Origin of the sequence: Pseudonocardia kunmingensis (assembly GCF_006716445.1) — a bacterium.
Taxonomy (GTDB): Bacteria; Actinomycetota; Actinomycetes; order Mycobacteriales; family Pseudonocardiaceae; genus Pseudonocardia; species Pseudonocardia kunmingensis.
Map to the genome: position 1 here is coordinate 2,554,931 of NZ_VFPA01000001.1, position 25,573 is coordinate 2,580,503.

The 25,573-nt window shown below is 76.2% G+C and carries 1 protein-coding gene (only partly in view); it reads right to left on the reverse strand.

Annotated features, from left to right (window positions below; all coding sequences use genetic code 11):
- Nucleotides 1–25,573 carry the 3' portion of a preprotein translocase subunit SecA gene (locus FB558_RS12310; protein ID WP_142051932.1) on the reverse strand. The gene runs 9,278 nt beyond the window's last position, so the window shows 25,573 of its 34,851 coding nt (coding positions 9,279–34,851); its start codon lies off the right edge, out of view; it ends in the stop codon at nucleotides 1–3.

Sequence of the window (25,573 nt, forward strand, 5' to 3'; positions counted from 1 at the left end):
CTACCGGCCGGACCGCGTTCGGAGCTTCCGGACGAGCGCCTGCGCCGCCCGGTTCCCGGCCGCCAGCAGGACGGTCAACCCCGGCACCGCGCCGCCGCCGATCCAGCGACGAACCGCGGTACGGGGCGGCGTCCGTCCACCCGAGTGCGGGACGAGCCGGTGCAGCAGCCACAACCCGGTGGCGCTGAGCCAGGCGGAGATCGCCGTGACGGTGGTCGGCCGGTCCGGATCCAGCCCCAGCACCACACCGACCCCGGCGAGGGCGGCGAGCAGGGCAGGCGACGCCGCCTTCGCCGTCGCCGCGACCCAGGGCCGGACCTGCGGCGGGCTGTGGGTCAACCGCGCCCGCCACGCGGCGATCTTCGAGCGTCCGCGCAGCCCGCCCGCGCCGATCCCCACCACGGCGCCCCCGGCCACCAGCGGGAGCCACTGCGCGGGCCACAGCGCGAGCAGCCCCCAGTAGAGCAGGCTGACGTTGCCCGCAGCGCCCATCACGCGCAGGTAGGTGCTCCCGAAGCGGCCGGGACGGGCGGCCTGGAGCATCCCCAGCAGGCTCGCGTACGCGAACGTCACCGTCAGGACCACGGTGACCGCCTGCATCACCGGGTCGAACGTCCCCCAGCCCGTGTCGATCGTCAGCAGCAGGTTCCCCGCGTTCGAGGTGATCGGGAACGCCACCCAGGTCACCAGCCACGCGGCCGCCCGGTCGAACCGCTCGCCGCGGCCGTGCACACCCCGGTACGCCGCACCCACGACGGACGCACCGAACATCGCGCCGGTGGCCGCGTAGAGACCGGAGATCCAGGCACCGACCCCCGAGCCGGCCACCGCCGACGGGACCAGCCAGGCCAGGTTCACCACGAACGTGCTCACCAGCGCGACCGCCAGGACGACGCCCGGTAGCCCGCCCCGGGGCGGCAGCAGGTTCAGGCCGCCCCGCAGCGCGAACGCGGCGTTGCTCGCCCGGCCCTGGAACAGCAGCGCCAGCACCACCGACGGAACCGCGACGAGCAGCGCCGCCACGCCGGTCTGCACCCACCGCACCAGCGTGTCGGCCAGCGGGTGCGCGAACCGGATCGGCGACGACCACGCCCCGACACCGACGACGAGCGAGCTCACCACGATCAGCCACCCGCGCGCCACGTCCAGCGGCGCCGTGGCCGACACCGCCGTCCAGATGCCGACGCCGGCCGCGACCGACGTGGCGACCTGCAGGCCCAGGTGCGCCAGGTTCGGGAGGAGGTGTTCGCGGTCCGCCGCCTGCCACCGGTCCCGCCCGCGGGCCCGGGCGGCGCCGGCGGCGTCGGCCACCGCGGCCCCGACGTTCCGCAGCCGCTCGGCACCCCGCACCCCGGCGGCGCCCACCGCGGCGCGGCCGCGCCACCAGACGTCGACGCCCCACCGCCACGCAGCGCGCACCGCGGCCCCGGCGGGCCGCGGCAGCACCGTTCCCGCGCGGGGCCGCTCGAGCAGCGCCGCGACCCGGCGCGCTGCGGCGCGCAGGACGAGCACCACCGCCGCCGACGCGAGCGTCCCGCCGACGAGGAGGCGCAGGAGCGACCCCCATCCGCCACCGGCGCCCGGAGGAGCTCTCGGCTCGGCGGAGTGATCGGGGGTCGGGCGCGTCGGCCCGGCCGACTCCGGGTCGCCCGGTGCCGGCTCGCCCGGCAGCGGCTGCTGCCCCGGCGGCGGTGTCCCCGGCGCGGGGTGACCGGTCCCGGGCGGGACGACCACCCACTCCCCCGGCCGGATCGCATCCCGGCTCCGCGGCGTCGGGAACCGATCTCCCTGTGCGTCGGCGAGCACGGCGACATCGACGCCGAACCGGGCCGCGATCGCGGTCAGCGTGTCTCCGGGCTGCACCCGCCACCGGCCGTCCCGGTTCGCGGGGAGGCGCAGCGGCTCGGCCACCACGATCGCGTCCCGGCTCGCGGGGGTCGGGAAGCGGGAGGCGTTCGCGCGGACGAGATCGGCGACCGGGACGCCCAGCCCGGCCGCGATCTCCGAGACGGTGTCACCCCGCTGCACCGTGACCGCGCGGGGCTCCTCGACGCGAGCAACGCCCACCGGCGCAGTCGGTGCCGCCGCCGCGGCGGACGGCGCGGTGCCGACCACGGGCAGGGCGAGGACGCCCAGCACCGCGGCGCCGACCAATGCCCGCCGGACGGCCGACGACCACGGGCCCCGGCGCGCCACCGCGGCGGTGGACACGTCGACACCGGATGCCTCGGACCGGGCGTCGGCCACCGGCCGGGCGTCGTGACCGGGGTCGGGTGGCCCGTGGAAGTGCTCCGCCTCGTGCGCCGCGACCTCCTGCTCCAGCGCGGCCTCGTGAGCCGGGTCCACCCGGCCACCGGTGACGAGCGGCCCGCGACGGCCGTCGTCCCCTGCGGGCGCGTGCTGAGGGGCGATCAGGCCGGAGTCGCCGGAGAGGTCGCCGACCGCCGACGGACCGCTGCCGTGGTGCGGGAACAGCCTGCTCCACCACGGACGGGCTGCCGCGCGCGCCGGAGCCCCGGGAACGGCCGTGGTGACGTCCCACGTCCCCGCGCCGCGGTGGTCGTGCACCCACACCGGGCGGCCGGCGCGCACGAGGTCCGCCAGCTGCCCGCTGCTGAGGATCCGGCGCTCTCCCGTCGCGAGGAGGTCACGCACGTACGGCTCCGCGTCGGGGAGGGGCAGGCGGTGGGCACCCGGCGGGACCACCTCGTGCGGGTGCACGCGGGCCAGTTCCTCCCGGGCGTTCTGCAGCGACCGGCCCTCCACCTCCGGGAGCGCACCGGCCTCGAGCACCTCGGCGAACCAGTCCAGGCGCTCCGCGACCTGGGCCGCGAGGTCGTCGTTCGGCATCACGGACAGGACGGCGGCGTGCTCCGCGAGCAGGTCGGCGAACTGCCCGAGCACGTCCTCCTCCGTGAGCCGGCCGAAGATCTGGCGGAACATCGGCACCACCAGCGCGAAGAACGCCTCCGACCGGCCCAGCGCCTGGTCGAAGTCGATGCGGTGCAGCTCCCCGCCCCCCAAGAGCAGGTTGGTCTCGAGCAACCCGTCCCAGTCGCCGAGCAGCGCCGTGATCGCGTACTGCTGGGCGAGGGCGTCGCGCAGGTGCGCGGCCTCCGGGGTGGAGAGATCGACGTGCCGCCGACCCCCGGGGCTCTCGACGTACTCGTGCAGCTCCACCACGTCGCCGACCCGGACGACCTGGTCCCCGTAGGACGGGTCGACGATCGGCTCGACGGCGACGGCCAGCCGCACCAGCGGCACGCGGACGCCGGACACGGCGAGCCTCCGGTACGCGGTCGCCGCCGTGACGCCGGGGAGCATCGCGCCGACGTCGCCGGTCCGCTGCTTGACCACCCATCGACGACCCGCCGCGTCGACGGCCACCAGGAACTTCGGGCGCCCGTCGCGCAGCGCCCGGCCCGGCGCGAGGTCCCGCACGTAACGCAGCCCGCTCAGCTCGGCCAGCGGCATGCCCCCGACCCGCCGCGCCGGGCCTGCGGTGCGCGACACGCGGTAGTCGGCGGCGACGGCGCGGTGGATCCTCGCGGTCAGCGCGCGGACCTCCAGGTCGTGCTCCGCCGCGTCGGCGAACCCGTCCCGGCCGTGGCGGCGCTCGTGGGCGAGCACCTCCTCCCACATGCCGATGCGTTCCAGCACCGCGCGGCGGTGCGCGAACGCCGCGACGACGAGGGTGCCGCTCGGCTCGCGCCAGCTGAACGCCCAGACGCCGAGGATCCGGCGGATCTGCTCCGGCGTGGCGCGGAGTGCGCGCAGCGCGTCCGCCACCGCGGCCGGGTCCGGCACGACGAGCTCCTCCGCCGGTTCCGGGGGCGGGGCTCGGGCGTGCACCGGATCCGCCCCGCTCCGCGGCCGGACGGCGGTCGACGCCACGGCGAACGCGTGGCGCGCCAGCGCGGTCTCGTGGGCGGAGAGCAGGCCCAGCGGGCCGCCGCCGCGCCCGTCCGTCGAGATCCACAGCGTGTACTCCGCCCGGCCCAGCCGGATCCGGTCGTGGTGCCCCACGCGCGTCACCGCGTCCGCACGGACCCCGTTGACCCTGATCGGCGTCGCCGGAGCGAGCGCGACGAGGTACCAGCCGCCGGCCCGGTGGACCAGAACCGCGTGGACGCGGGACACGGCGCGGTCGGACAGCCGGACGTCCGACGTCGGGCGCCTGCCGATGACCGCGGTCGCTCCGGTGATCTCGAACCTCTCGGCCGCCACCGGGTCCGTCAGGCGCACGCTCGTCCCCGGCGGGACGGCGTCGCGGTCCTGCGCGTCCACACCGGGCGGCGCCGCCACCACCAGCCGGTCGCCCTCGACGCGGCCCTCCCCGCGGGACACGAAGAAGCGATCCGAGCGCTCCAGCGCCGCCACCAACCTCGACGCGTCCTCCTGCAGGTGGATGGCCAGCTCACCCAGCCGCATGCCCTTCGCCTCGCGCACGAGCTCCTCGGCTGCGGCGAGCCGGCTCACCGGCACCTGGTGGCCGACCCGCTCCGGCTCTCCGGTCGACACGATCCGTCCGTCGACGGGCTCGAGGGCGGCCATGGGCGCGGCCGCGAGCGCGCGAGCACGCGCGTAGGCGTGCCGGAGCACCGCGGCGGCCGCCTCCGGTTCCTCCCGTTCGTACGGCTCGAGCGCTCCTGGGCGGACCGCCTGCAGCAGGGCGAGCTCGGCCCGGGCGCGGTGCACCGCCTCGGTGAAGACCGCGGCGCGCGCGGCGGGCTCGGTGCGCGCGACCTTCACCGCGACCACGGTGATCCCTTCCCGGCCGTGCACGGCGACCCGGGCGCCCAGCTGCCGCAGCAGGGCTGTCACCTCGGGCATGTGCGACCGCACGTTCACCCCGGTGTGGATGATCAGGGTCCCGCCGACCCGCAACGCCGTCATGACCTCGGCGAGCGCGCCGATCCGGTGCCGGGTGAACGCCACGTACGGCAGCCGCTCGAAGAACACCTCCTGGTAGTGCTCCGGAGGCAGCTCGAGCGCGGCGAGGTCACCCATGATGTCCGGCGCCGCGCTGGGGAGGATGTTGAGCGTGTCGTCGCGCGCCGACAACGGCGGCATGCGCGCGGCCCACCCACCGCCCACGACGAGCCGGCGCCCGTTCGGTGCGGTACGCATGCCGTCGGCCGGGGAGGCGGCGTCCGCCCCGGTCCCGCCGATGTGCACGTGGTGCCGGAGGCGGGGGAGCTCTCGACGGACCGCGTCGCGGACGACGGCGGACCCGAGCGCGCCGCCGCGGATCGCCGCGAGCGTCCGGGGATCGGTGAACAACCAGTCGCCGTGGCCGCGGAACAGCAGGTCACCCGCCCGCTCGGCGAAGCCCTCGACGGCGCACAGGCCCGTGGCACACGGAGCGATCTCGTGCAGACCGAGCCCGGTGAGCTGCACGAGCTCGCCGGGCAGGAGCACCTCGGTGGCGCGGCTCGGGACGAGGAGCGGCGCGAGGGCCTCCCGCCGCTTCGCGTCCACCCGCGGCGCCACCAGCCCCTCGACGTGGCCGCGCTGGTGGTCGAGCGCCTCGGCCGGGCCGGCCGCCGGGGACGCGGGTACCCCGCTCGCGCGGACGAACGCGGCGACCGTCGTGCCCTCCACCGCGAAGCCCATCGCGCCTTCGCCGCCGGCTCCCTCCAAGAGGCTCTGCATCAGACCGTGGACCGTGCCGTCGGGCCCGACGACAGGCCCACCGGAGTTGCCGGCGACCGCCCAGTCGTCGCCGACGAACGCCACGCCGGACCGGTCGATCCGCGTCACGAGGCCACCGGTGACGAGGGCGTACTCGCCGCGGGTGGCCAGCGGCCCCGAGCTGATCGGGATGGTCGTGCCCGGGTAGCCGAGCACGGCCACCGCGACCCGCGGCCGGCCGGCGGCGAACACGACCGGGGCGACCGCGTGGCGCGCGAGCCGCGCGTCGTCGACCCGGACGACGGCCAGATCGAGGTCCCGAACGGTCGCCAGCAGTTCGTCGCGACCGCGACCCGCGCCGTCCCGGGCTGCGAGCTCGTCCACGACCGCCGCGGCGGTGGGGACGGGCAGGACCGTTCCACGGAACGTGCCCGCGGCCATCGTGACCGTGACCTGGGCGCCTGCCGGGTCCCACCCGTCGAAGCCCGCGTACTGCGAGTGCTCGGGGTCGACGACGTGCCGGTTGGTCACGACGTACCCCGTGGTGCCCCGCACCGCGTACACCAGCCCGGACCCCCACCCCCCTCGATCGGGAACCACGTGCGCCAGCCGGGCGAGGACCGGATGCGGGCGGAGCCCGAACTCGGGTGCCTGCATGGCCGCCCGCTCCCACCCCTGCAGCGGGCCGGACGCGTCGAGGACCCCGGCGAACACCGTCTGCAGCTGCGGTGCGACCCCGACGGCGGCGGCCAGCGGTGCGAGGTCGGGCAGCGGCGCCCGGTCGTGGACCTGCCACTCCGCGGCGTCCGGACGCGCAGTGTGGGTCAGCTCGTGCGCGAACAGGGCGTGCCGCGCGGACGCATCCAGCACCCCCGCGCGCAGCGCGTCGTACACCCGCCGGTCCAGCGTCAGCCTGCCGCCCCCGTCCGCCCACACCGCCAGGTCGCCGGGACCGCCCGCCGCGGCGATCTCGGCGTTCAACCCGTCGACCACGCAGACACCCGTGCAGCCGCGCCCGCGCATCCCCTCCGCGGTCCACCCACCGGTGAGCGACACCAGCCCCGGGTCGTCGACGCCCAGCCGCAGCCCGACCGGCATCCGGGCGACCACGTGCGCGACCACCGCCTGCTGCCGCTCGGTCGCCATCCCGCCGCCGAGCAGCGACGCGCCGCCCGGTGGGCCGTGGTCGCGCACCACGTCGCGCCGTCCGCCGGTGGGACGGTGCGCGAGGGTGCGGGCCACGAGGACGCCGACGGCGGCGGCCGTCGCGGCGGTCGCCGCGGTCAGCAGCGGTGCGACACCCGGGCCTGCGGCCGACACCGCCACCGGCGCCGCGGCGGCCGCAGGCGCGACCACCAGCACCACGAGCACGGCGACCGGAACCGCCACCGCGAACCGCGCCGTCCACGGGTGGGCGTCCGCCCAACGGGCGACGGCGGCCGCGGACGCGCGGAACCTGCCGGCGATCCCGCCGCGTTCCGGCGCCGGCCCCGCCGCCGGCGCGGCGCCCGGGATGCGGGCGAGCTCGGCGCCGCGCGCGACGGCGGCGGCCAGCCGGTCCTGCAGTGCCCGCTGTCGTGCTTCGAGGGCGCGGGCGCGCGGGCCGGTGTCCTGCGCCGCCGCGATCCGCGCGTCCACCCGGGCCAGGGCGGCGGCCAGTCGCTGCTGCCGGTCGTGCTCGCGACCGCGCGCCCAGTGCAGGTGCCGGCTCTCGTGCAACGGTGGTGCCGCGGCCTCCGCGGCGGCCCGGGCCACCCGGCTCCACTCGGTCCGCAGGCGCTCCGTCCGCGCGGGCAGCCACTTGCGCCCCGGCTTCCAGTCGCGCCGCTCATCGATCTTCGCCAGCTGCGCGACCAACCGTTCGAGCGTCGCGCCCCGGCTCGCCGAGGCCCGCCGGGCGAACTCACCCGGCAACCGCGCGAGGCTCTCCCGGATCTGGGCCGCGCGCTCCTCGTTCTCCTCCAGCGCGGCGCGCAGCCGCGCCCGGGCGCGTTCCGACCTCGCCTTCCCCAGCTGCGCGCGCTGCCACGCCTGCTCGGTCAGGTTGCGCACGAGCATCCGCTGGGCGTGGTTGACCAGGTGCCGGAACGCGCGGTCCGCCCACCGGTCCGGCACCCCCGCGAGCAGGCGGCCCAGCCGCCCGGGCGCCACCTTCACCAGGCCACGGGCCAGCCCGGACACCATGCTGCCGACGACCCGGCTCAGGCCCGTCCACAGGTCGAGCACCTGCCGGCGCGCGTTCCGCTCGCGCACGAGCTCCTTGTAGAGCCGCCGCGGCTCCACGATCGGCGTATCCGCGTACGCGACGAGGAACCCGACGAAGTGGAACGTGTACAGGGTCAGGCGCCGACCGGCGACACCCTTGTCGTACGAGGCCACCCAGTTGCCCAGCCGCTGCCGGACCCGCGTCCACCCGACCACCTTCGGCGCCGGCACCCCCGGCATCGTCGTGACGTCCACGGGGCTCTGCACGAACGTGTAGAGGAACGGCCCGAACTGCAGTCCGAGGACGTTGAGCCGTAGCCACAACCGCGCATCCGGGATGACCGTGACCGGCCACTTCATCCGGTTCTCCGGCTCTTCCCGCAACCCCCGCGACATCGACGTCGACAACGTCCCGAGCAGCACCGAGACGACGCCCACCAGCTCCACCAGCACGAACGGTGCCAGCGCCCACGTCCACAGCGGCACGCTCGCCAGCGGGAACAGCAGCGCCACCATCCACGTGCGCTCCCACCGGATCGAACCGAGGAACCCCCGCAACCCCGGCTGCGCACCGGGCGCCCGCGCGGTCTTCAGGTGCGGGAACATGAACCAGAACGGCAGTACGGCCGCCGCCCACTGCGGGCCCAGCACCCACGAGACGACCGCGACGATCGCGGCCGGGACGATCGGCACGTAGATCCGCCCCTCGGTGCCGAACCGCGCGTGCCCACCCACCTTGCGCACCCGGTGCGCGCTCAGCCCCTGTGCGGCGGCCACCTCCCGCGCCGCGCGCACGGACTGCGCCAGTGCGCGGCCCGCCTCGTCCCGGGTCGCGGCCGGCCCCGCGAGCTCGGCGGCGGTGGCGTCCGCGGCGCGTGCCGCGGCGAGCTCCGTCGACGCCCGGACCAGATCGGTCAGCTGGGCGCGCGAGGCCTTGACGCGACGGCGCACGTCATCGGCGGTTCGCCACGACCGCAGCCGCAGCGGAACCATCCGTCCCGGGCCGCGCTCGACCTGACCCCAGGCCAGGACGGCGTCGGTGAGCCACGCGCGGACCGCGGCGGCCTGTGCCGGGAGCGGCAGGCCGGCCAGGCCCACACCCGCCACACCCAGCGGGTTGCGCCACAACGCGTCGACGACCTGGGGCGGCGCCCGGGCGAGCACCTGCCCGAACACCCCGCCGGGGCGGAACCGCTCCACCCCGGCGCCGTCGACCGACCGCTCCAGCAGCCCGACACCCGCGAGGTCGCGCAACCAGCCGGCGATCTTCGTCGGTCCCGCGCCCCGGTGCGGGCCACCGGCCACCACGTGCCGCGCGGCCGACACCGTCCAACCGGGGAGGCCGACCGCGCGCTCCGTCGCGGGCCGCAGGCCGAGGTCACCGAGCACGGCGTGCAGCTCGTCGGCCGAGAGCCCCTGCGGCGAGCGCCGCCACAGCCCCGGGCCTGCACCGTCCGCGCCCCACCACACCGCTCCCAGCAGCCGCCACGCGTCCCAGGCGGCGGCGTCGCCCGCGCCCGGCCGGGCCGCCGGCAGCCGGCCCCAGCGCAGCACCGCCGCGCGCAGTCCCCGCTGCCGCGCCGCCACCCGTCCACGGTCGGTCACCGGCACCGACCCGGGCGCCGCCCCCGGCCGCCTGCCGAGCCGGGCGTCGACCGCGGCGAGCAGGTGCGCGGCCTCGGCCAGCAACGCCGCCCGCTCCACCCGGGACGCCCCGCGCAGCCCCCGGTGGGTCTCCGCCAGCCGGGTGAGCAACTGCTGCACCGCCGCCGGCTCCCGGGAACCCCGCACCCCGAGCGCGGACCCCACCGTCCGGCGCAGCCTCGCGAGCCCAGCCAGCAGACCTCGCCCGCCACCCCCACGCCGCACGCCCGGCGCCACCTCGATCCGCCGGTCCACGTACTCGGCGAACGCCGCCGCCTCGTCCAGCAGGTGGTGGCGCACCTCGTGCCGACCCCGGAAGACGGGGTCGCCGCGGTGCGCACCGGGGTGGTCGAAGCGCACCTCCTCGTGCCGGAACACGTCCAGCACCCAGCCGTCCAGCAGGCGCTGCAGCTCCCCGGCGAGATCGTCGCGGCCGAGGTCGCGCGCTACCTCGACGACCTCGTGCACCCGCTGGACCCGCGCGAACACCTCCGCGTCCACCGCCACCAGCCGCTCCCGGCTGCCCGCCCAGGCGAACCTGGTCACGCCGTCCACGCCGTACTTCGCAGCCGCGCGTGCCGACAGACCCCGCACCGGCAGCACCCGCAGGACCCCGACCGGCCGGCCGCGGCCGTCGCGCACCGCCACCGGCACGATCACCGCGCGGCCGCTCCGGTACCGCCCCGTCAGCCACCGCGCCAGTCCCGCGTCCGCCCGTGCCGGGAGATCGCCCGCATGCACCGACGGCACGCGGGACGCGGTCGACCCGGCGCCGGCCGCGGTCCCGGCCGTCGCCCGCAGCGGGCTCAGGTCCGGCAGCGGCGGCAACCGGTCGTGCGCCACCCGCTCCCCGGCCGGCAGCCGGCCGTTGCGCAGCTCGGCGAGCTCGTGGGTGCCCAGCATCCGCAGCGCCGTGTGGTCCAGCGCCCCCGCGTCCAGGGCCGTCAGCACGTCCGCGTCGACGTACAGCAGGCCGGTGCGCGCGTCGGCGTGGACCACGAGGTCGTCGACGCCGCTCACCCGCGCGACGTCGCGGGTCAGCCCCCGCACCGCGCACAGGCCCCCGCAGCCGGCGTTCTCCACCTCGGCGTGGGGGAGGCCGAACAGGTCGGCCACCTGCTCCGGCCCCAGCCGCGTGACCACGGGCGCCCGGTCGAGCAGGGCGACGATCGCCACGAGCTGGTCACGGGTGAGGTCGGCGCCGGAGATGCGGGCGGGCCCACCGGCAGGCTCGGTCGGCTCGCTGCCCGGCGGTCCCCGCGCGGGGTCGGTCGTGCCCGTCCACCTGGAGGCACCCGGCAAGGCGGGGCGGGTGCCGGCATCCGGGTCGCCCACGCCGGGATCGGCGAAGGACGGCGCCCAGAACCCGGTGGTCGGGAACTCCTCGGGTGCGCTCCAGGCGGCCTTCCGCTGCGCGAGCCAGGTCCGCCCGGTGATGGAGCCCCCGCGGACCTCGTGCAGGCGGGCCAGCGCCGTCTCGATCTCGTAGCCGCCCAGCCCTGCTCGTTCCAGCCGGGCCTTCAGCGCCGCCCCGTCCACGCGGTCCACCGCATCGCGGACGGCGCCGCTGAGCGGGCTGCCCTGCTGGGCCAGCACGAACTCCGACCCCCGCGTCAGCAGCCCGTCCAGCTCCGCGCGCGGGAGGAACGCGAACCCGTGGTCGATGAGCTGCAGCCGGGCGCCGTAGGACAGGTAGTTCGACTCGCGCCGATCGGTGTTCGCCATCACGTAGTCGAGGACCGCCACGCGCTCCCGGTCCCACGCGTCGTACCCCGAGATGTCCTCGACACCGCCGTACGCGAGGTGCACCCACCGCTGGACCGAACCGGGCCCGTGCTCGCCGTTCCACGCGACGGTCACCGGCACGAGGTCCTCCCAGCCCAACGCCACCGCCAGCTCGTACGCGGCGATCTCGCGCGCCGGTTCGCCCGGTGCGGTGCTCTCGGGCTTGTAGACGCCCACCAGGCGGCCGTCGACGAACACGGCGTACGGCCCGCCCGGGTACCCGTCGATCGCCCCCAGCTGCACGTCGCCGCCGAGCATCCGACGGAACTCGCGGCGGGTCTGCGCGGCGGGCACCTCGGTCAGCCGCTCGACGACCCACCGCGCGTGCTCGTCGTGGACGTGCTCGTCGTAGGCGTCCCGCGCAGGCGCGTCCGGGTCCAGGTGGAACAGCCGCGCGTGCTCGACGGCGTGGTGGAGCAGACCGTGGCGGCGCAGCTCGGCGAGCCGGTGCTCGGGCACGACGATCACGCCGACGCCGGTCGCCGTGTCCGGCCAGGAGAACTCGACCACGCGCCGCGCGAGGTCCACCGCCTGCCGCTGCGGCACGCCGTCGCGCCGCAGCTGCCCGACGACGTCGGAGACCTGCGGGACGAAGAGCTCCTCGTCGTCGCGCAGCCCGGCCTCCGGCGGACCGCGGTTGCGCACCGGGCGCCCGTCGCGACGGGCCACGGCGGCCTTCCACATCCGCGCCAGCGCCTGCTGCACCAGCCGCGCCTCCTCCCGCGAGAAGCCGCCCTCGGCGATCGGGCCACCCCCACCACCGGATGCGCCCTGGTAGCTGCCGCCGCCGAACCTCACGTCCGGGCCCGAGCCCCACCCCGGCACCGGCCACGCCGGAGCGTCGCCGACGAGCCGGGCCAGGTCCGCCTCGAAGGCCGTGACGAACACCCGGCCGTCGGCGACCGGGAGCACGATGTCGCGGAACGACTTCCGGACCACACCGTCGTGCATGCGGACCCGGCGCGCGGTCACCCGGTAGACGACGCCGAGCTCGACCGTGGAGACGACGCCCTTCTCGAACTTGCTGCGCTCGTCGCGGTTGCCGCCGCCCGCTCCGCCGTTGTGCGATCCCTGCGCCATGCCGCTCGCGGAACCGCTCACGGGCGCCTCGGCGTGCCCGAGGCCGCCGCCGACGGCCAGCGGGATGCGATAGCCGACCGTGGCGCTGTTGCGCGCGAACGCCTGGCGGCGGTGCACGGTCCGGATCTCCACGTTCTTGCGGCCCCGGACCGTCACCTCGTCGAAGAGCAGCTCCGCGCCGATCCGCAGTTCGACGAAGGTCGTCGACCTGCCGGGGACGGCGAGCCGGGCGAGCAGCAGACCCTCCGGGCTGTTCATCCCGTGCAGGAACGCGCTGAGCGCAACCGGGGACAGCGCCGCGACCAGACGCTCGTGGTGCTGTTCCACGCCGGCCCGGCCCAGCAGGCGCCGGTCGATGAGCATCTCGCCGACCCGGTCGGCCAGCCGGTCGGGCCGCACGTCGACCCGGGCCTCGGTCGGCAGCTCGAACCGCCGCTCCCGGCCGGACCGGCCCGGTTCGCGCACGGCGGGCTGCGCCGCTGGCCGGCCGGGCGCGCGCCGCGCCGCCAGCCCGTCCGCGACGAGCCGGACGATGCTGCCCGCCAGCTCGACGCGCTCGGCGCCTGCAGGCGGGCCGCGCGGGCCGTGGCGCCCGGCGATCGCGGCACGGGCCCGGTTGAACCGGACGGGGCTCGTCCACGCCTGGACCTGGACCGTCAGGCCCTGCCGGATCCGGTCGACGCCGTCGAAGGAGGCGAGGCCGCGCAGCGTCGTCTGCTGGAAAGCCGCCTCGGCACCGACGCCGCGCATACGGTCGCTGCCCACGTTGGTGTTCGGTCCGAACCCACCGAGGACACCGAGGTCACCGCTCCCCCCGGCACCGTGCGTCCGGCCGCTGTTGCGGGAGGTCTTGGTCTCGAGGTAGCCGTAGTCCTGGAGGATCATCACGACGTCGTCGGTCCGGCCGATCCGGGTCGCGGCGGCGGCCAGGCTCGCGCCGACCCGGACGTTCAGGTACCGGATCCGGTCGGCGCCCGGCCGGTAGCCGATGCCCCGCTGGCCGACCCGGACCGGCACGCGCAGCTCGAGCCCGTCGCCGGCGAGCATCGCGTCGATGTGCCCCAGCCACCGGTTGGCCGCGAAGATGTTGAACAGCCAGTTCCAGAGCACCGCGTCGCGCTCCAGCGCGCCGGGCGCAGCGCGGCGCACCGCGCCGAGGACCGCCTCGAACAACTCGATGTCCTGCGGTCGCGCGGTCGTGGTGTGCAGCCGGACCTGCTCCACCGTGCTTTCGGCCATCCCGTCGCGCAGGTGCGCCGGCAGGTCGACGGTCCCGTTGCCCTGCCAGCGCCCGTCCCACGTCTCCCGCGCCACGGCCACGTCGAGCGCCTGCGCCAGGGCGCGGTTGGTGTGCTCCTCGACGAACGGGGGCAGCGTCGCGTTCTCCCTGACCGCGGCACCGAGGTCGGTGCGGTAGCGGGCGAACAGGCGCTGGGTGAGCACGGCGTCGAGTCGCAGGTCGCCCTGCCGGACGCGCTGCACGGCGTCGGCGACGAGCTCGAGTGCCAGTGGCAGCTCACCGCGCGAGTACAGCTCGACGACGTGCCGCTCGGGCACCAGGTACAGCGACTTCCCGGACACGGTCGTCGGATCCGACGCGGCCCGCTCGCCCGCGAAGGCCACCGAGACGTCGATGTCGAGCCCCATCGTGCTGACGTACTTGCGGCCGGTCTCGATCGTCATCGGCTCGCGGCCCCAGATGCGCATCCACGTGCGCGTCGTGCCGCTGTTGTGCGCGCGCGAGGCGTTGCCGCCGACGCCTCCCTTCGGCTCGGAGAGCTGGCTGAACATCCCCTTGATCGACCACGCCCATCCACGGCCGCGGGAGCTTCCGGAGTCCGCGCCGATGCTGCCGAGGGTCAGCCGGATGACCCCGGACACCAGGTCGGCGACCGTGACGTGGGTGGAGCGCCCCGCGTGGCCCTGCAGCCGCACCTCGACCCAGCGGCGCTGGTGCAGCGGCCCCTGCACCAGCAGCCGCGTCCGCCGTCCGGGGCCCAGCAGCTCCAGGAACTGCGAGCGCAGGCTCTCCACACCGGTGAGCTCGCGCAGCTGCGCGGCGGCGGCCGGGTCCAGCCGCCAGCCCTGCCCGAGCCGCTGCTCGATCGCGGCGAGCACCGCGCCCTCGACGTCCCCGGCGTCGAGCGCGAGCGGCGTCATCAGCGGCAGCACGGCGGCCGGCGTGTCGTAGGCCTGCGCGGTCACCGGGTTCGCGTCGGGCAGCAGGTCCGCCGGGAACAGCAGCTGCGCGGAGACCGGCCCGGCGGTGAGCCGCCGACCCGCGCCCCGCTCCGGCACGAGCTCGACCGTCATCCGGTGCTCGACCGTGAAGATCGCCGTGGTCGTCGTGCCCTCGACGAGCGTCACGCCGTTGCCGGTGCGTCCGGACGACTGGGCCGAGCTGCGGCCCCAGCTGCCCTGGAAGCCGGTCTCGCCCGCCGCGCTCGACTCGGTCTGGTAGCCGTCCTCGGCGGCGTCCGCGTCCGCGCCGATCGCCACGCTCGAGCCGAGGGTGGCGGCCGTGGTCTGGCTGCGGCCCTGCGACGTCGTGCGCCCGGACGTGTTCGAGCCGATGTCCAGCCCGACCATCGTCCACGCGGTCGTGTGGCCGTCGTAGGTGAACCGGATCCGGCCGGTGCCCGGCTCCGTACGGACCTCGAGGCGCAGCCGCAGCAGCAGCCGTTCCGACGACCGCCAGCGGCGGTGCCGCACCAGCGACACGACGAGCCCGCCCTGCATCGCCTGGTCGTAGCCGGTCTCGAGGCGCGCGGGCGAGAGCTGCTCGGCGATCTCCCGCTGGTTGGCCAGCTGGCCGGCGAGCTCCTGCTCGTCGGTGGACCACTTCGCCGGGTCCGCAGGCGGCAGCAGTCCCTCCTCGCGCAGCGCCTTCTCGACGTCGCGGCGGATGTCGTCGATACCGGTGACGTTGCGGACGAGACCGTGCCCGACGCCCCGGATCCCACCCGGCCCGTACCACTGCGGCAGCTCGGCCAGGCGTCCGAACGGGGCTTCGGCGACCGGGTCGTCACGCAGGCGCGCGTCGCGCTCGGCGTACCGGGTGACCGGGACACCTGGTTCCCGGACGACAGCGGCGGCGTCCACCGGCCCGCCGAACCGGAAGATGTCCGACTCCGCGGCCCGCAGGAACGCCTCCACGTCACCCCGAACGGCCGGCACGGCCGGCGTGCCGCGGTCGATCCAATCGATCTCGACCGTCACGTCGAACCCGACGAGACCGCCCTGGCTGTGCCCCGAGAACCTCGGCACCCCGGCGTGGATCGCCTGGCTGCTGCTGCTCGAGCCCACGGATCGCGAGGCCGAGCGGCCGTACCTGACGTTGCCTGCCGGGCCGAGCCGCCCGGTGAACGCCCGGAACAACGCCGTCACCAGCGCAACGGTCGCCTTCGTCGCGGCGACCGTGACGTCGAGGGTGGTCGAGCGCCCGGTCGACTGGTTCGCCGAGGTGCCGGAGAACGCGACGCGCAGGTCCTCCAGGAACTCCTTGACGCTGGCGGTGCCGATCGCCCTCCAGGTGCGCGGCGTCGCCTTCACCGTGAGGTTCGCCAGCGGGCGGCCGCGGTCGTCGGGGACGGTCCGCTGCAGACCGGCCGGGTCGTTCACCGCGGCCGCGAGCCGTCCGGGCAGCTCCTCCACCAGGAACGCCCGCACGTGGTCGCGGGTCAGCGCACCCACCAGCGCGTGCGTGCGCAGCGCCTCGAGGGTCCGGTCGGAGAGCGACTCGAGGCCCTTCACCCCGAGCGGCGCGTTCGCGGGGAACGGCGTCTGCCCGCGCTGCTCGGCCCTCAGCCTGACGGTGCGCGGCGGCCCGCGGGCCTGGTAGGCGTGCGAGACCCACAGGCGCATGAGGTCGGGCCCGCCGAACAGCCTCGATCCCGCGGCGCCGCGGAAGGCACCCACGCGCTGCGGCGGGGTCCACTCCCAGCCGGGGTTGCCCGGGTCCGCCGACCCGCGCACCGAGACCTCCCACGCGGTCTCCACCTCGACGAGGAACGAGTCGCCGCGGTTGTCGGACACGCCGCCGCTGAGCGCGAAGCCCGAGGTCCCGCTGCCGGTGGACTCGTTGCGACCGCGGCTCCCGCCCAGCTTGACGTCGACGAACTGCAGGATGCGCTTGATCGTGCCGTCGGGCAGCTGGTCGACGAGCTTGGCGCTGTCCAGGCTGCCCGAGAGCCCGAAGCTGCGCGCCGCGCCGGCCCCTGCCGACGAGCCGCCCTGGGTCAGCGTGCCGCTGATCCCCTCCGACGCCGTGCGACCGAGCAGCAGTTCGGGATCCGCCACCTCGACGATCTCGCCGGTGCGCATCCTGATCCGCACCTCGACGCCCGTGTGCTTGCGCGGATCGCGCCCGAGCTTGCGCCGCACCGGCACCTGGACCACGAGGCCGTCCCCGGACATCCGGCCGGGGTTGGCCATCAGCTGGCCGTGCAGCTCCTCCTGCGTGAACCGGTGGCTCAGGCCGCGCTCGTGGAGTTGCGCGTTCACCGTCTCGGTGAGTTCGGGCAGGTTCGGGAGCTCGCCCGTCGGCGCCCATGCCGGAAGCGTCGGCCGGGGCGGCAACGCCGCCACGAACGCCTTCCGGTACGCCCGCACCGCGGCCGCCGCGGTCCGGGCGAGCCGCACGACCTCCTCGACCTGCCCGGCAGCGGCCGGGCCCGCGCGCAGCCCCTCGACCGCCCGGTCGAGGACCGCGAATGCCGCGGCCGCCGCCTCGGCACGCTGCCCGGCGGCGCGGTAGGCCGCGGCGGAGCGGCGGGCGCCCTCCTCGGCCGCGACCGCGGCCGCGATGTCCGCGCCCGCCTTGCGCGCGCGCTCGGCAGCGCCGCGGTCGGACCGGGCCGCCCCCTCGTCCGCCTTCTCCATGGCCGCGATCGCGCCCGCCACCGCCGCCTCGGCCGCGGTGGTCTTCGCGGCCACCAGCTCGGTCAGCCCACCTGCTGCCGAGGCCAGCTCGCGCCGCAGCTCCTGCACGCGTGCGAGCAGCTCGTCGACGGCACCGGCCGGCGGAGCCTCGCCCCAGCTCTCGGCACGCAACACGATCGTGTTCGCCGGCCCACGCAGGTCACGACGCAGAGCCGCCCGCCGTGCCGTCGGCCCGTCGACGAGCGCCTCGACGAACGACACGGCGCCGGCGGACAACGCGCCCGCAGGCACCGCGGCGAGCCCGCCGTTGTGCACCAGCAGCTCGCGCGCGACAGCGGTCGCGACCTCCGCGCGGGTGGGCTTGCGGGCGGCCAGCTCGGCCAGTGCGTTCAGCGCGCCGCCCAACGGCGAGCCGCCCTCGGCCCCGGCGCGCTGCGCGCCCCACCAGCCGATGGCGGCGGTGCCCGGGCGCGGGCCACGGGGGTGCTCGGCGACGATCGCCGCGAGTGCCGCCCGTCCGCGGCGCACCTCGTCCGCGGGCACGTGCAGCTGGGTGCCGTCGATCCGCTGGATCGTGACCCCACCGTCGGTCCGCCAGCGCACCGTCGCACCGTCCGTGGGCGCGGCCGCGGTGAGGATCTCGTGTCCGCGCCAGGCGTCCTCCGCCAGCGCGTCGAGCTCGGCCAGCAGCGCCCGCGCCTCGTCGAGCAGTCCTGCCACCGGCGGCGTCCCACCGTCACGCAGCTGCGTGATGCGGCGATCCAGCGCGGACAGCACCCGCTCGCGAACCCGCTCCGCGTGGGCGCTCGCGCTCCACCCCGCGCGTACGCCCTCGGCCACCCGCGCCCGGGCCTGCTCGGTGCGGACGGTCAGCCCCACCACGGTGACCGGCCAGCCGGCGATCCGCGCCACGACCTGCTCCGCCACGCCGCGCTCCACCGCCACGACCACCGCTGCGGTGACGTCTGCGAGCGCCTCGGCCCCGTCGCGCGCCGCCGCGTACCGCTCGGCCGCAGCAGCCAGCGCGATCCGGGCCTGCCGCCGCTGGAACGCGCCGCGCAGCCGCACCACGAGTGCGGCGATCATGCTTCCCGTGGCGGCGACCGCCACGGCGACACGGGCGGCAACCGCCCGCAGGGATCGGCCCGACGCCGGCGGGGCGCGCGGCTGCACGGGCGAGAAGCCGCTCGGCGGAGTCACCATCGCCACTGCCGCGACCACCCCGCCCACCGGGGCCCACGGCCACCCCGACCCGTCCCGCACGAGCCCGAGATCGCCGCCCTGCAGCAAGGCGTCCACGGCGGACGGGTCGGTGAAGAGCAGCCCGGACCGGCCGTCGGCGTACACGCCCGAGCTGCGGGTTCCGGTGGCCTGCGCGACCTGGTCGGCGAGCCCCGGCACCACGCACATCCCCGTGCACCCGGCCGCGAGCACCTCCTCCACCGGGAGGCCGAGCAGGCGCGCGACCTGCAGTGGCGGCAGGACGGCCCGAGCGGCCGTCGGGTCGAGCAGCGGCGCGATCGCGGCCCGCTCGGCGGGGGACAGCCCGCCGGCACCCTGCTCACCCGCAGGCGGGGGCACGCCGGACGCGGTGCGCCCGATCCGGTGATCGTTCTTGTTCGGCGCACCCTCGCGGGTCTGCGGCGCGGCCCCCGCCTGCGGGGCGGCGCCGTCGTCGTGCGGCGGCGTGCCCTCGACACCGCCGCCGGTGTCACCGCCGGGCGGCCCGACGTCACCGGTTCCGGCGGCAGCCGCCGGACCGCCCGCGGGAGCGTCGGCAGGCACCGGCGGCTCCGGCGGCAGCGTGCGCAGCGCGGCCCGCAACCGGCGCTTGGTGCCCTTGCTCCAGGCGAGTCCGTGCTCCGCCGCGAACTCGCCGATCGCCTGCGCCGGGCGGGCGTGACCGAGCCACCGGCCGGTGAGCACCAGGGCCCGCAGCTGCGCGGCGTCGACGAGCTGTGCCGTGGCGAGCCGGTGCAGGTCGGCGATGACCTCGGCGGGCGCGCCCGCCTGCTCGAGGCGGTTCAGCTGCACGCGGGCCTCGTTGCCCATGGCGAGCGTGAACACCTCGGCGGCCGCCCCGGCGGGCCGCGTGTGGAGCAGCCCCTCGAGCCGGGCCAGCGCGTCGGTGTACCCGCCGCGCTCGTTCTCGTCGTCCATGACGGGGCCCCGGGTGTCGGCGAGCCGCTGGAGGGCGGCGGCCGCCTGGTCGGCCGCGACCGCGACGTGCTCGGCGGCACCCCAGTCCTGCTCGGCGAACCGGCCGAGGACCAGCGCTCCGCGTGCGACGCGTTGGAGCGTCGCGACCGCGCCGGCGTAGTCCTGCGCCGCGATCTGCTCGTGGGCGAGTGTGACCGCATCGTCGGTCACACCGAGCAGCTCGGCGGCGCTGCGGTCTGCGGCGGCCGACGCGCGGGTGGCGGGCTTCGCGGCCAGGTCGGCCGCCCCGGCAGGCTCGGCGAGTGCGCGGAAGTCGCGCAACGCCTGCGTGATCTCGTTCTCGACCCGGCACACCTGCGCGCAGGCCCGCGACACCCGCGCCCAGCCGCCACCCTTCGCGAAGCTCGCCCCGGCGGCGCCGAGCTCCTGCCGCGCGGCGGCCACGTCGCGCTCCAGCCCGTGGATCCTGTCGACGGCGGCGTCGAGTGCCGCGTCCCGGGCGCTGAGCCGACCGCCCGTGGCGTCGAGCTGCCGGGTCACGCCGGGGAGCTCGTGGCCGCGGCGACCCCGGACGACGTCGACGAGCTGCTGCTCCTGCGCCTTCGTCGCCCGCTTGACGGCGTTCTCCACCAGCGAGGTGACCGCCGCGGACGAGATCCGGTGCGGCTGGTCGGCGAAGTCCTTCTTCAGCTGTGCCAGGGCCGCCTGGTCGGCGTGCTGGGCCAGGATCGGGTCGTCGAGGGAGATCACCTCGCCCGCCGATCCGGGTTCGTCCTTCCGCCCGGCCCGCCCGAAGGCCTGGTCGGTGGCCCGCCGCAACTCGAACAGGTTCGCGACCGTGACCCGCAGGCCGCCCGCCTCGATCACCGCCGCCCTGGCGCGCGGGTAGGCCTTGCCGCCGAGCAGGATGTCGGTGCCGCGCCCCATGATGTTGGTCGCGACGGTGATCGCGTGCGGCCGGCCGGCCGCGGCGATCACCGCGTCCTCGAAGCCGATGCGCTGGTCCAGCGCGTTGAGCACCTGCGCCGCGACCCCGCGCTCCTTCAGCGCCGCGGCGAACGCCTCGGCCTGCGCCGGCGTGCGGAAGATCAGCAGCTCCGGGGCGGCGCTGCTCTTGCGCGCCACCACGCCGTCGGCGAGTGCGTTGAGCCAGGCCTCGGAGCCGGCGTACACCTCGAGCGGCCGCTCCTCGAGCCGCTTGGGCTTGTTCGTCGGGATCTCGACGACGTCCATCCGGTACAGCTTGTGGAACAGCGACGCCGCGCGCGTCGCGGTGCCGGTCATGCCGGCGACGTCGCGGTAGCCGCGCAGGTAGTCCCGCACCGTGATCTGCGCGATCGTGTGCTGCGGGCGCCCGATCGGCAGCCGGTGCTTGACCTCGATGGCCTCGTGCAGGCCCGCGCTCCACCGCTGGCCGTCCAGGGCTCGGCCGTTCAGGTTGTCGAGGATCTCCACCCGGGCGCCATCGGCGATCTTGTAGTGGACCTCCGCGTGCAGGCGCTCGGCCCGCTTGGCGTTCACCAGGTCCCGGATCTGCTGCTCGGACAGCGGGTGGCCGAGGCGTCGACCGATCCGCTTCGCCTGGGCAGCACCGATCGTCACCGGCTCGCCGTCGACGGCGCGGAACTCACCGGTGCGCAGCTCCGCCGCGACGTCGCGCGCCCAGGCCAGCTCGGCGTGGCGGATTCGGCTCTCCACGGCCTGGGCGAGGCGGTGCGGGCTGCCACCCCAGTCGAGGAGGATCATGTCCGCCTCGTCCACCAGGGCGTACTCGTGCCCGCGCTGCACCTTCGCGCCGGCCGGGCGCTGCCCGTCGTCGAGCAGGTCGAAGAGGAAGTCGCTCGCCGACCCGATGGTGACGTCGGCCTCGTAGGCCGCCTTGCGCAGGTGGACGGGCTCGCCGTGTCCGCGCAGGCGCCCGACCTCCAGGCCGAGCTCCTTCGCCACCGGGCGGTACACGGCCGCGGTGTCCTTGGCCAGCTGGACGCTGCTGGTCAGGACGTGCACGCCACCGCGTTCCTGGTAGCCGCGCTTCAGCGCAGGGAGCATGCCCGTGAGGGTCTTGCCCTCGCCGGTCAGCATCTGCACGACGTTGCCGCGCAGCGCGCGCCGCAGCGTCAGGTACCGGGATGCGCCACTCGCGCCGCGGTCCAGCGCGATCGCGCCGGCCAGCTGCACGTCGTGCAGTCGCTTCCCGAGGGTGAGTCGGATCTCTTCGGCGATCAGCGCGAAGTACTCGGCCTGCGAGACCTTCTTCGGGTTGTCGAGGGCCTTCGCGCGCAGCTCCAGGTACTTGCCGTGATCGAGCCCGGACCACACCTCCTTGATCTCGTTGATCTTCTTGCGCACGCTGCGCAGCGCACGCTCGTTGGACAGCTCGTGCTGGGTGTCCCTCAGCAGCCGATCGCGGACGTCGAGCAGATCGCGCCGGTGGGCACGGTCCGTCGTCTCCCGGATCGCGGCGTCCAGCCTGGCCAGGCGCTCGTCCCGGTCAGCCTTGATCGCCTTGCGGTTCGGCGCCTCCGCGCCGGTCGGTCGCGGCGGCAGCTCGTCGCCGGTCCGCGCCGACTTGCCCGAAGGTGTGGTGTCGTCGCTGCCCAGGTGCGGCGGGTCGCCACTGCGCCGCTTGCCGTCGTGCTTGCGCGTGCCGCCCGGCGCGGACGTGTCCACCGTGGCGCTGCCGTCGTCACCGTGCTGCCCGGCTCGCGGACCGGTGTGGGCGCCGGCGGTCGGGGCGCCTCCGTCCCCGGACGAGCTCGCCTGGGTACGTGCGCCCCCCGCCGAGGAACCGGGGGGCAGCGCTCCCGGCTGCCCGTCGCCGGGCTTCGGCGTGCTCGGCGTCCGGTCGGTGCCGCCGTCGGCAGGCCCGTCCCGGTCGGGACGCTGCACCCAGGCCGTCCCGTCACCGTCGCGCACGACCTCGGCACGCGGGCGGGCACCGACATCGGCCCGGTCTGCCGTCTCGGTGCGGAGGGCGTCGTGGATCTGGCTCTTCTTGACCCCCAGGTCGCGGGCGAGCGATGCGACCGTCACCGGCCCGTCGCCCCGGGCGGAGAGCGCGTCGTCGATCTGCTGCGCGAGGGCGCGCTGCGCCGGGGTCCCCCGCACCGGGGAACCGGCGGGGCGCCCGATGCCCTCGGGTGCCAGGCCCGGCTCGGGACGCTGCGCCCACGCGGTGCCGTTGCGGTCACGCACCAGCTGGACGCGCGCGCCGCCGCCGAGCTCGCCGCGCAGCGCGGTGTCGCGGCTCAACGCGCTCCGGATCGCGGACTTCTTGACGCCGAGGTCGCGGGCCAGCGAGGCGATCGTGACGGGGGCGTCCCCGTTCTGCCGCAGCCGTGCGTCGACCTCGTCGGCCAGGCGGCGCTGCGCCCGGGCGTGCGCGGTCTCCCCGCCCCGGGGCCGGACCACGATCTCCGCCCCGCTGCGGTCGCGGGCCAGCCCGACGCGCGGGCCGTTGCCCAGCCCCGCCCGCTCGGCGGTCTCCCGGGCCAGTGCGGCACGGACGGCGCGCTTCCCGACGCCGAGCTCACGGGCCAGCGACGCCAGGCTCACCGGCTTGTCGCCCTTCAGCGCGAGCAGGTCGTCGATCTTCCCCGCGAGGTGGCGGTCGCGCCCGCCGTGGCGCTCCATCGCCGCGAACCGGCGCTGCTCGACCACCCGGAGCGATCGCTCGAGCCGGTCCAGCCGCGCGGCGCGAACCGGGTCGCCGGCCTTTCCGCCCCGCTCGACGCGGGCGACGCGGGCGGCGTAGGCCGCCTGGACCGCCTCGTCGGTCGCGAGCCGGCGGACACCGATGTCCCGACGGGCGGCGCGCTCGCCGGCCTTGCCGAAGTACCCGTAGCGGGCCGTGACCCGACCCCACTCGGCCGTCCGCCCGAGCCGGGTGGCCACGCCGTCCAGCGCGCCGGAGGCCCGTCCCCACAGCCCGGCCGTCGGCCGGCCGGCCACCGCGCCGGCCAGCCCCCGCATGCCTGCCCTGTTGCCCGCCGCCTTCGCGGCGCGCGCGGTCGGAGCGGCCAGCGCACGGACGGCGACCGCCCCGGCCCGGACCGGGAGGCCCGCCACCTTGAACGGTGCGGCCGTCACGCGCCACGGGATGCTCGCGACCTGGCTGATCGCGTTCCGCCGCATCGCCTGGCCGTCGAACCTGGCGATGTCCGCGGCGAGGGAGCGCGCAAGCGCGGTGTTGCCTGCGGTCCGGGGTAGTTCGTTGAGCCGGGCCAGGCCCGCCCGCGCCGTGGAGGCACGGGCCGCGGCGGCGATCGACCCGCCCCGGAACCCGGCGGCGACCGGGCCGGTCACCAGGAGGATCGGGGTCGCGTCCTCCAGGAGGGAGATGAGCGGGCGCTCGAAGTAGTCCTTGGAGGCCGAGCCGTCACCGAAGTGCCGGTTGACGGCGTTGGCGATCGGCGTCCGGACCATGCTGCCGGTCAGCGGGGCCATCCGGTTGTAGTAGTCCGCGTCGGACTCGACCGTGCCGTCCGCGTTCCGCTTGCGCGGCTCGTCGAAGTAGTCGCCGGGGTTGACCATCGAGTCGACCAGGCGCGGGATGCCGGTCACCGGCGACAGGTACAGGGCCGCGCCCCAGCCCTCGTTCTCGACCCGGTTGGCGCCCTCGGTGACGCCGCCGCCGATCACCACACCCGGCAGCGAGAGCAGGCCTGCGCCGACGGTGACGGCGTCGCGGCCGAGGTTGCGCCCGAAGTTGTCGGTGCCGGCGCCGAACTCCTTGTTGTACAGCCGCACCGACTCCGCGGTCGTCCAGTGCGCGCCGTCGAGCATGAACTCGAAGAAGCCGAGGACGCTCTTCGGGTCGTGCTCCTCGACCTTGTCGGCGAGGTTGTCCTGCTCCTCCTCCGACAGCACCGACCCGACCTTGCTGCGCAGCCAGCTGTGGTTGATCTGGCGGAGGATCGCGTCCTTGCGCTCGCTGTAGCCCTCCCCGCCCGACCAGCCGAGCAGCATCCCGGCGGCCTGGTCGGCGGTCGACGGCGTGCTGGCGAGCCCGGCGACCTCGAAGTCCGTCATCCGGCCCGGGTCGCGGTCCCCGTAGGTCCAGGTCGCGGCGATGTTGGAGAGCTCGTCCGGGTTCAGGTTCGCGAACGGGCTGTTCGCGTCGTCGGCGACCTCGAGGATGTAGGGGTATCCGGCGGCGGCCCGCATCGCCAGCGCCAGGTCCGCCGAGCCCGTCGACGGCAGGTGCATGTCGCTCAGCCGGTTGGACGGCGCCCGCGGCGCTTCGATGGCTGCCTCGTAGCCCATCCGGACCGCGTCGCTGAAGGTGGCGATCGTGACCGCCGTGGCGAGCTGTTCCTTCGTCTCGGCCGCCGGCAAGGCCTCGACCACGCCGTTGATCGCATCGAGGTTCTGCCTGGCCAGCTCGATGTCGGCGGCGTAGCCAGGGGCGTCCGCAACACCGGCGGCGTAGGCGTCGTAGGCGCGCAGGACGTCCTGCGACCCGTCGAGGGTCTCGAGGAAGGGCTTGCGGTCCGCGGCGAGGTCGGCGGCCAGCTCGTTGATCGCGAGCCGCTCGGCCTCGAGGTCCTCGTAGCTGCCCCCGCGTCCGGCGTAGTAGTCCTGGACGGCCTTCTCGTAGGCCTGCTGACGGCGGTCCAGCGCGTCCTGGCGGGGCTGCAGCTCGCCCAGGTCCTCGGCGGCGATGCGGGAGACCTCCTGCTGGTCGAGCAGGATGTTCTTCGCCCTGGTCAGCTCCTCGTTGGTCGGGTCCGTGAGGTTCGGCTGCCCCAGGATGTCGCCGACGAGCTCGGGGTTCTCCGCGAGCTGCCGCTCGATGTCCTGCGTGGTCCGCTGCTGGGTGCCCTTGACCTTCAGCACGGTCCCGAGGGCGTCCTCGGTCCGCCCGAGGCGCTCGCGCGTCTTGGGGGAGAGCGCCTCGATCTGCGCGGCGAGCTCGTTCGCCTCGGCCTGGGTGATCCCGCCCTTCTTCGCCTCCGCGAAGGCGTCCGCGACCGGCTGGACCTCCTCGTTGCCGTCCTCGGCCATCCACCGCAGGTGGCCCTGGTCGCGGGTGAACTCGAACGCCGCCCGGCCCCGGTCCAGGAGCGAGTCGGAACCCTGGTTCGCGATCGGGCCGATGAACCCGTCCGGACGCTCGCCCGGCTCCGTCATGCCGAGCGCCTCGGTGACCTTCCGGTCCGGCTCCACCCACTCCAGCCGTCGC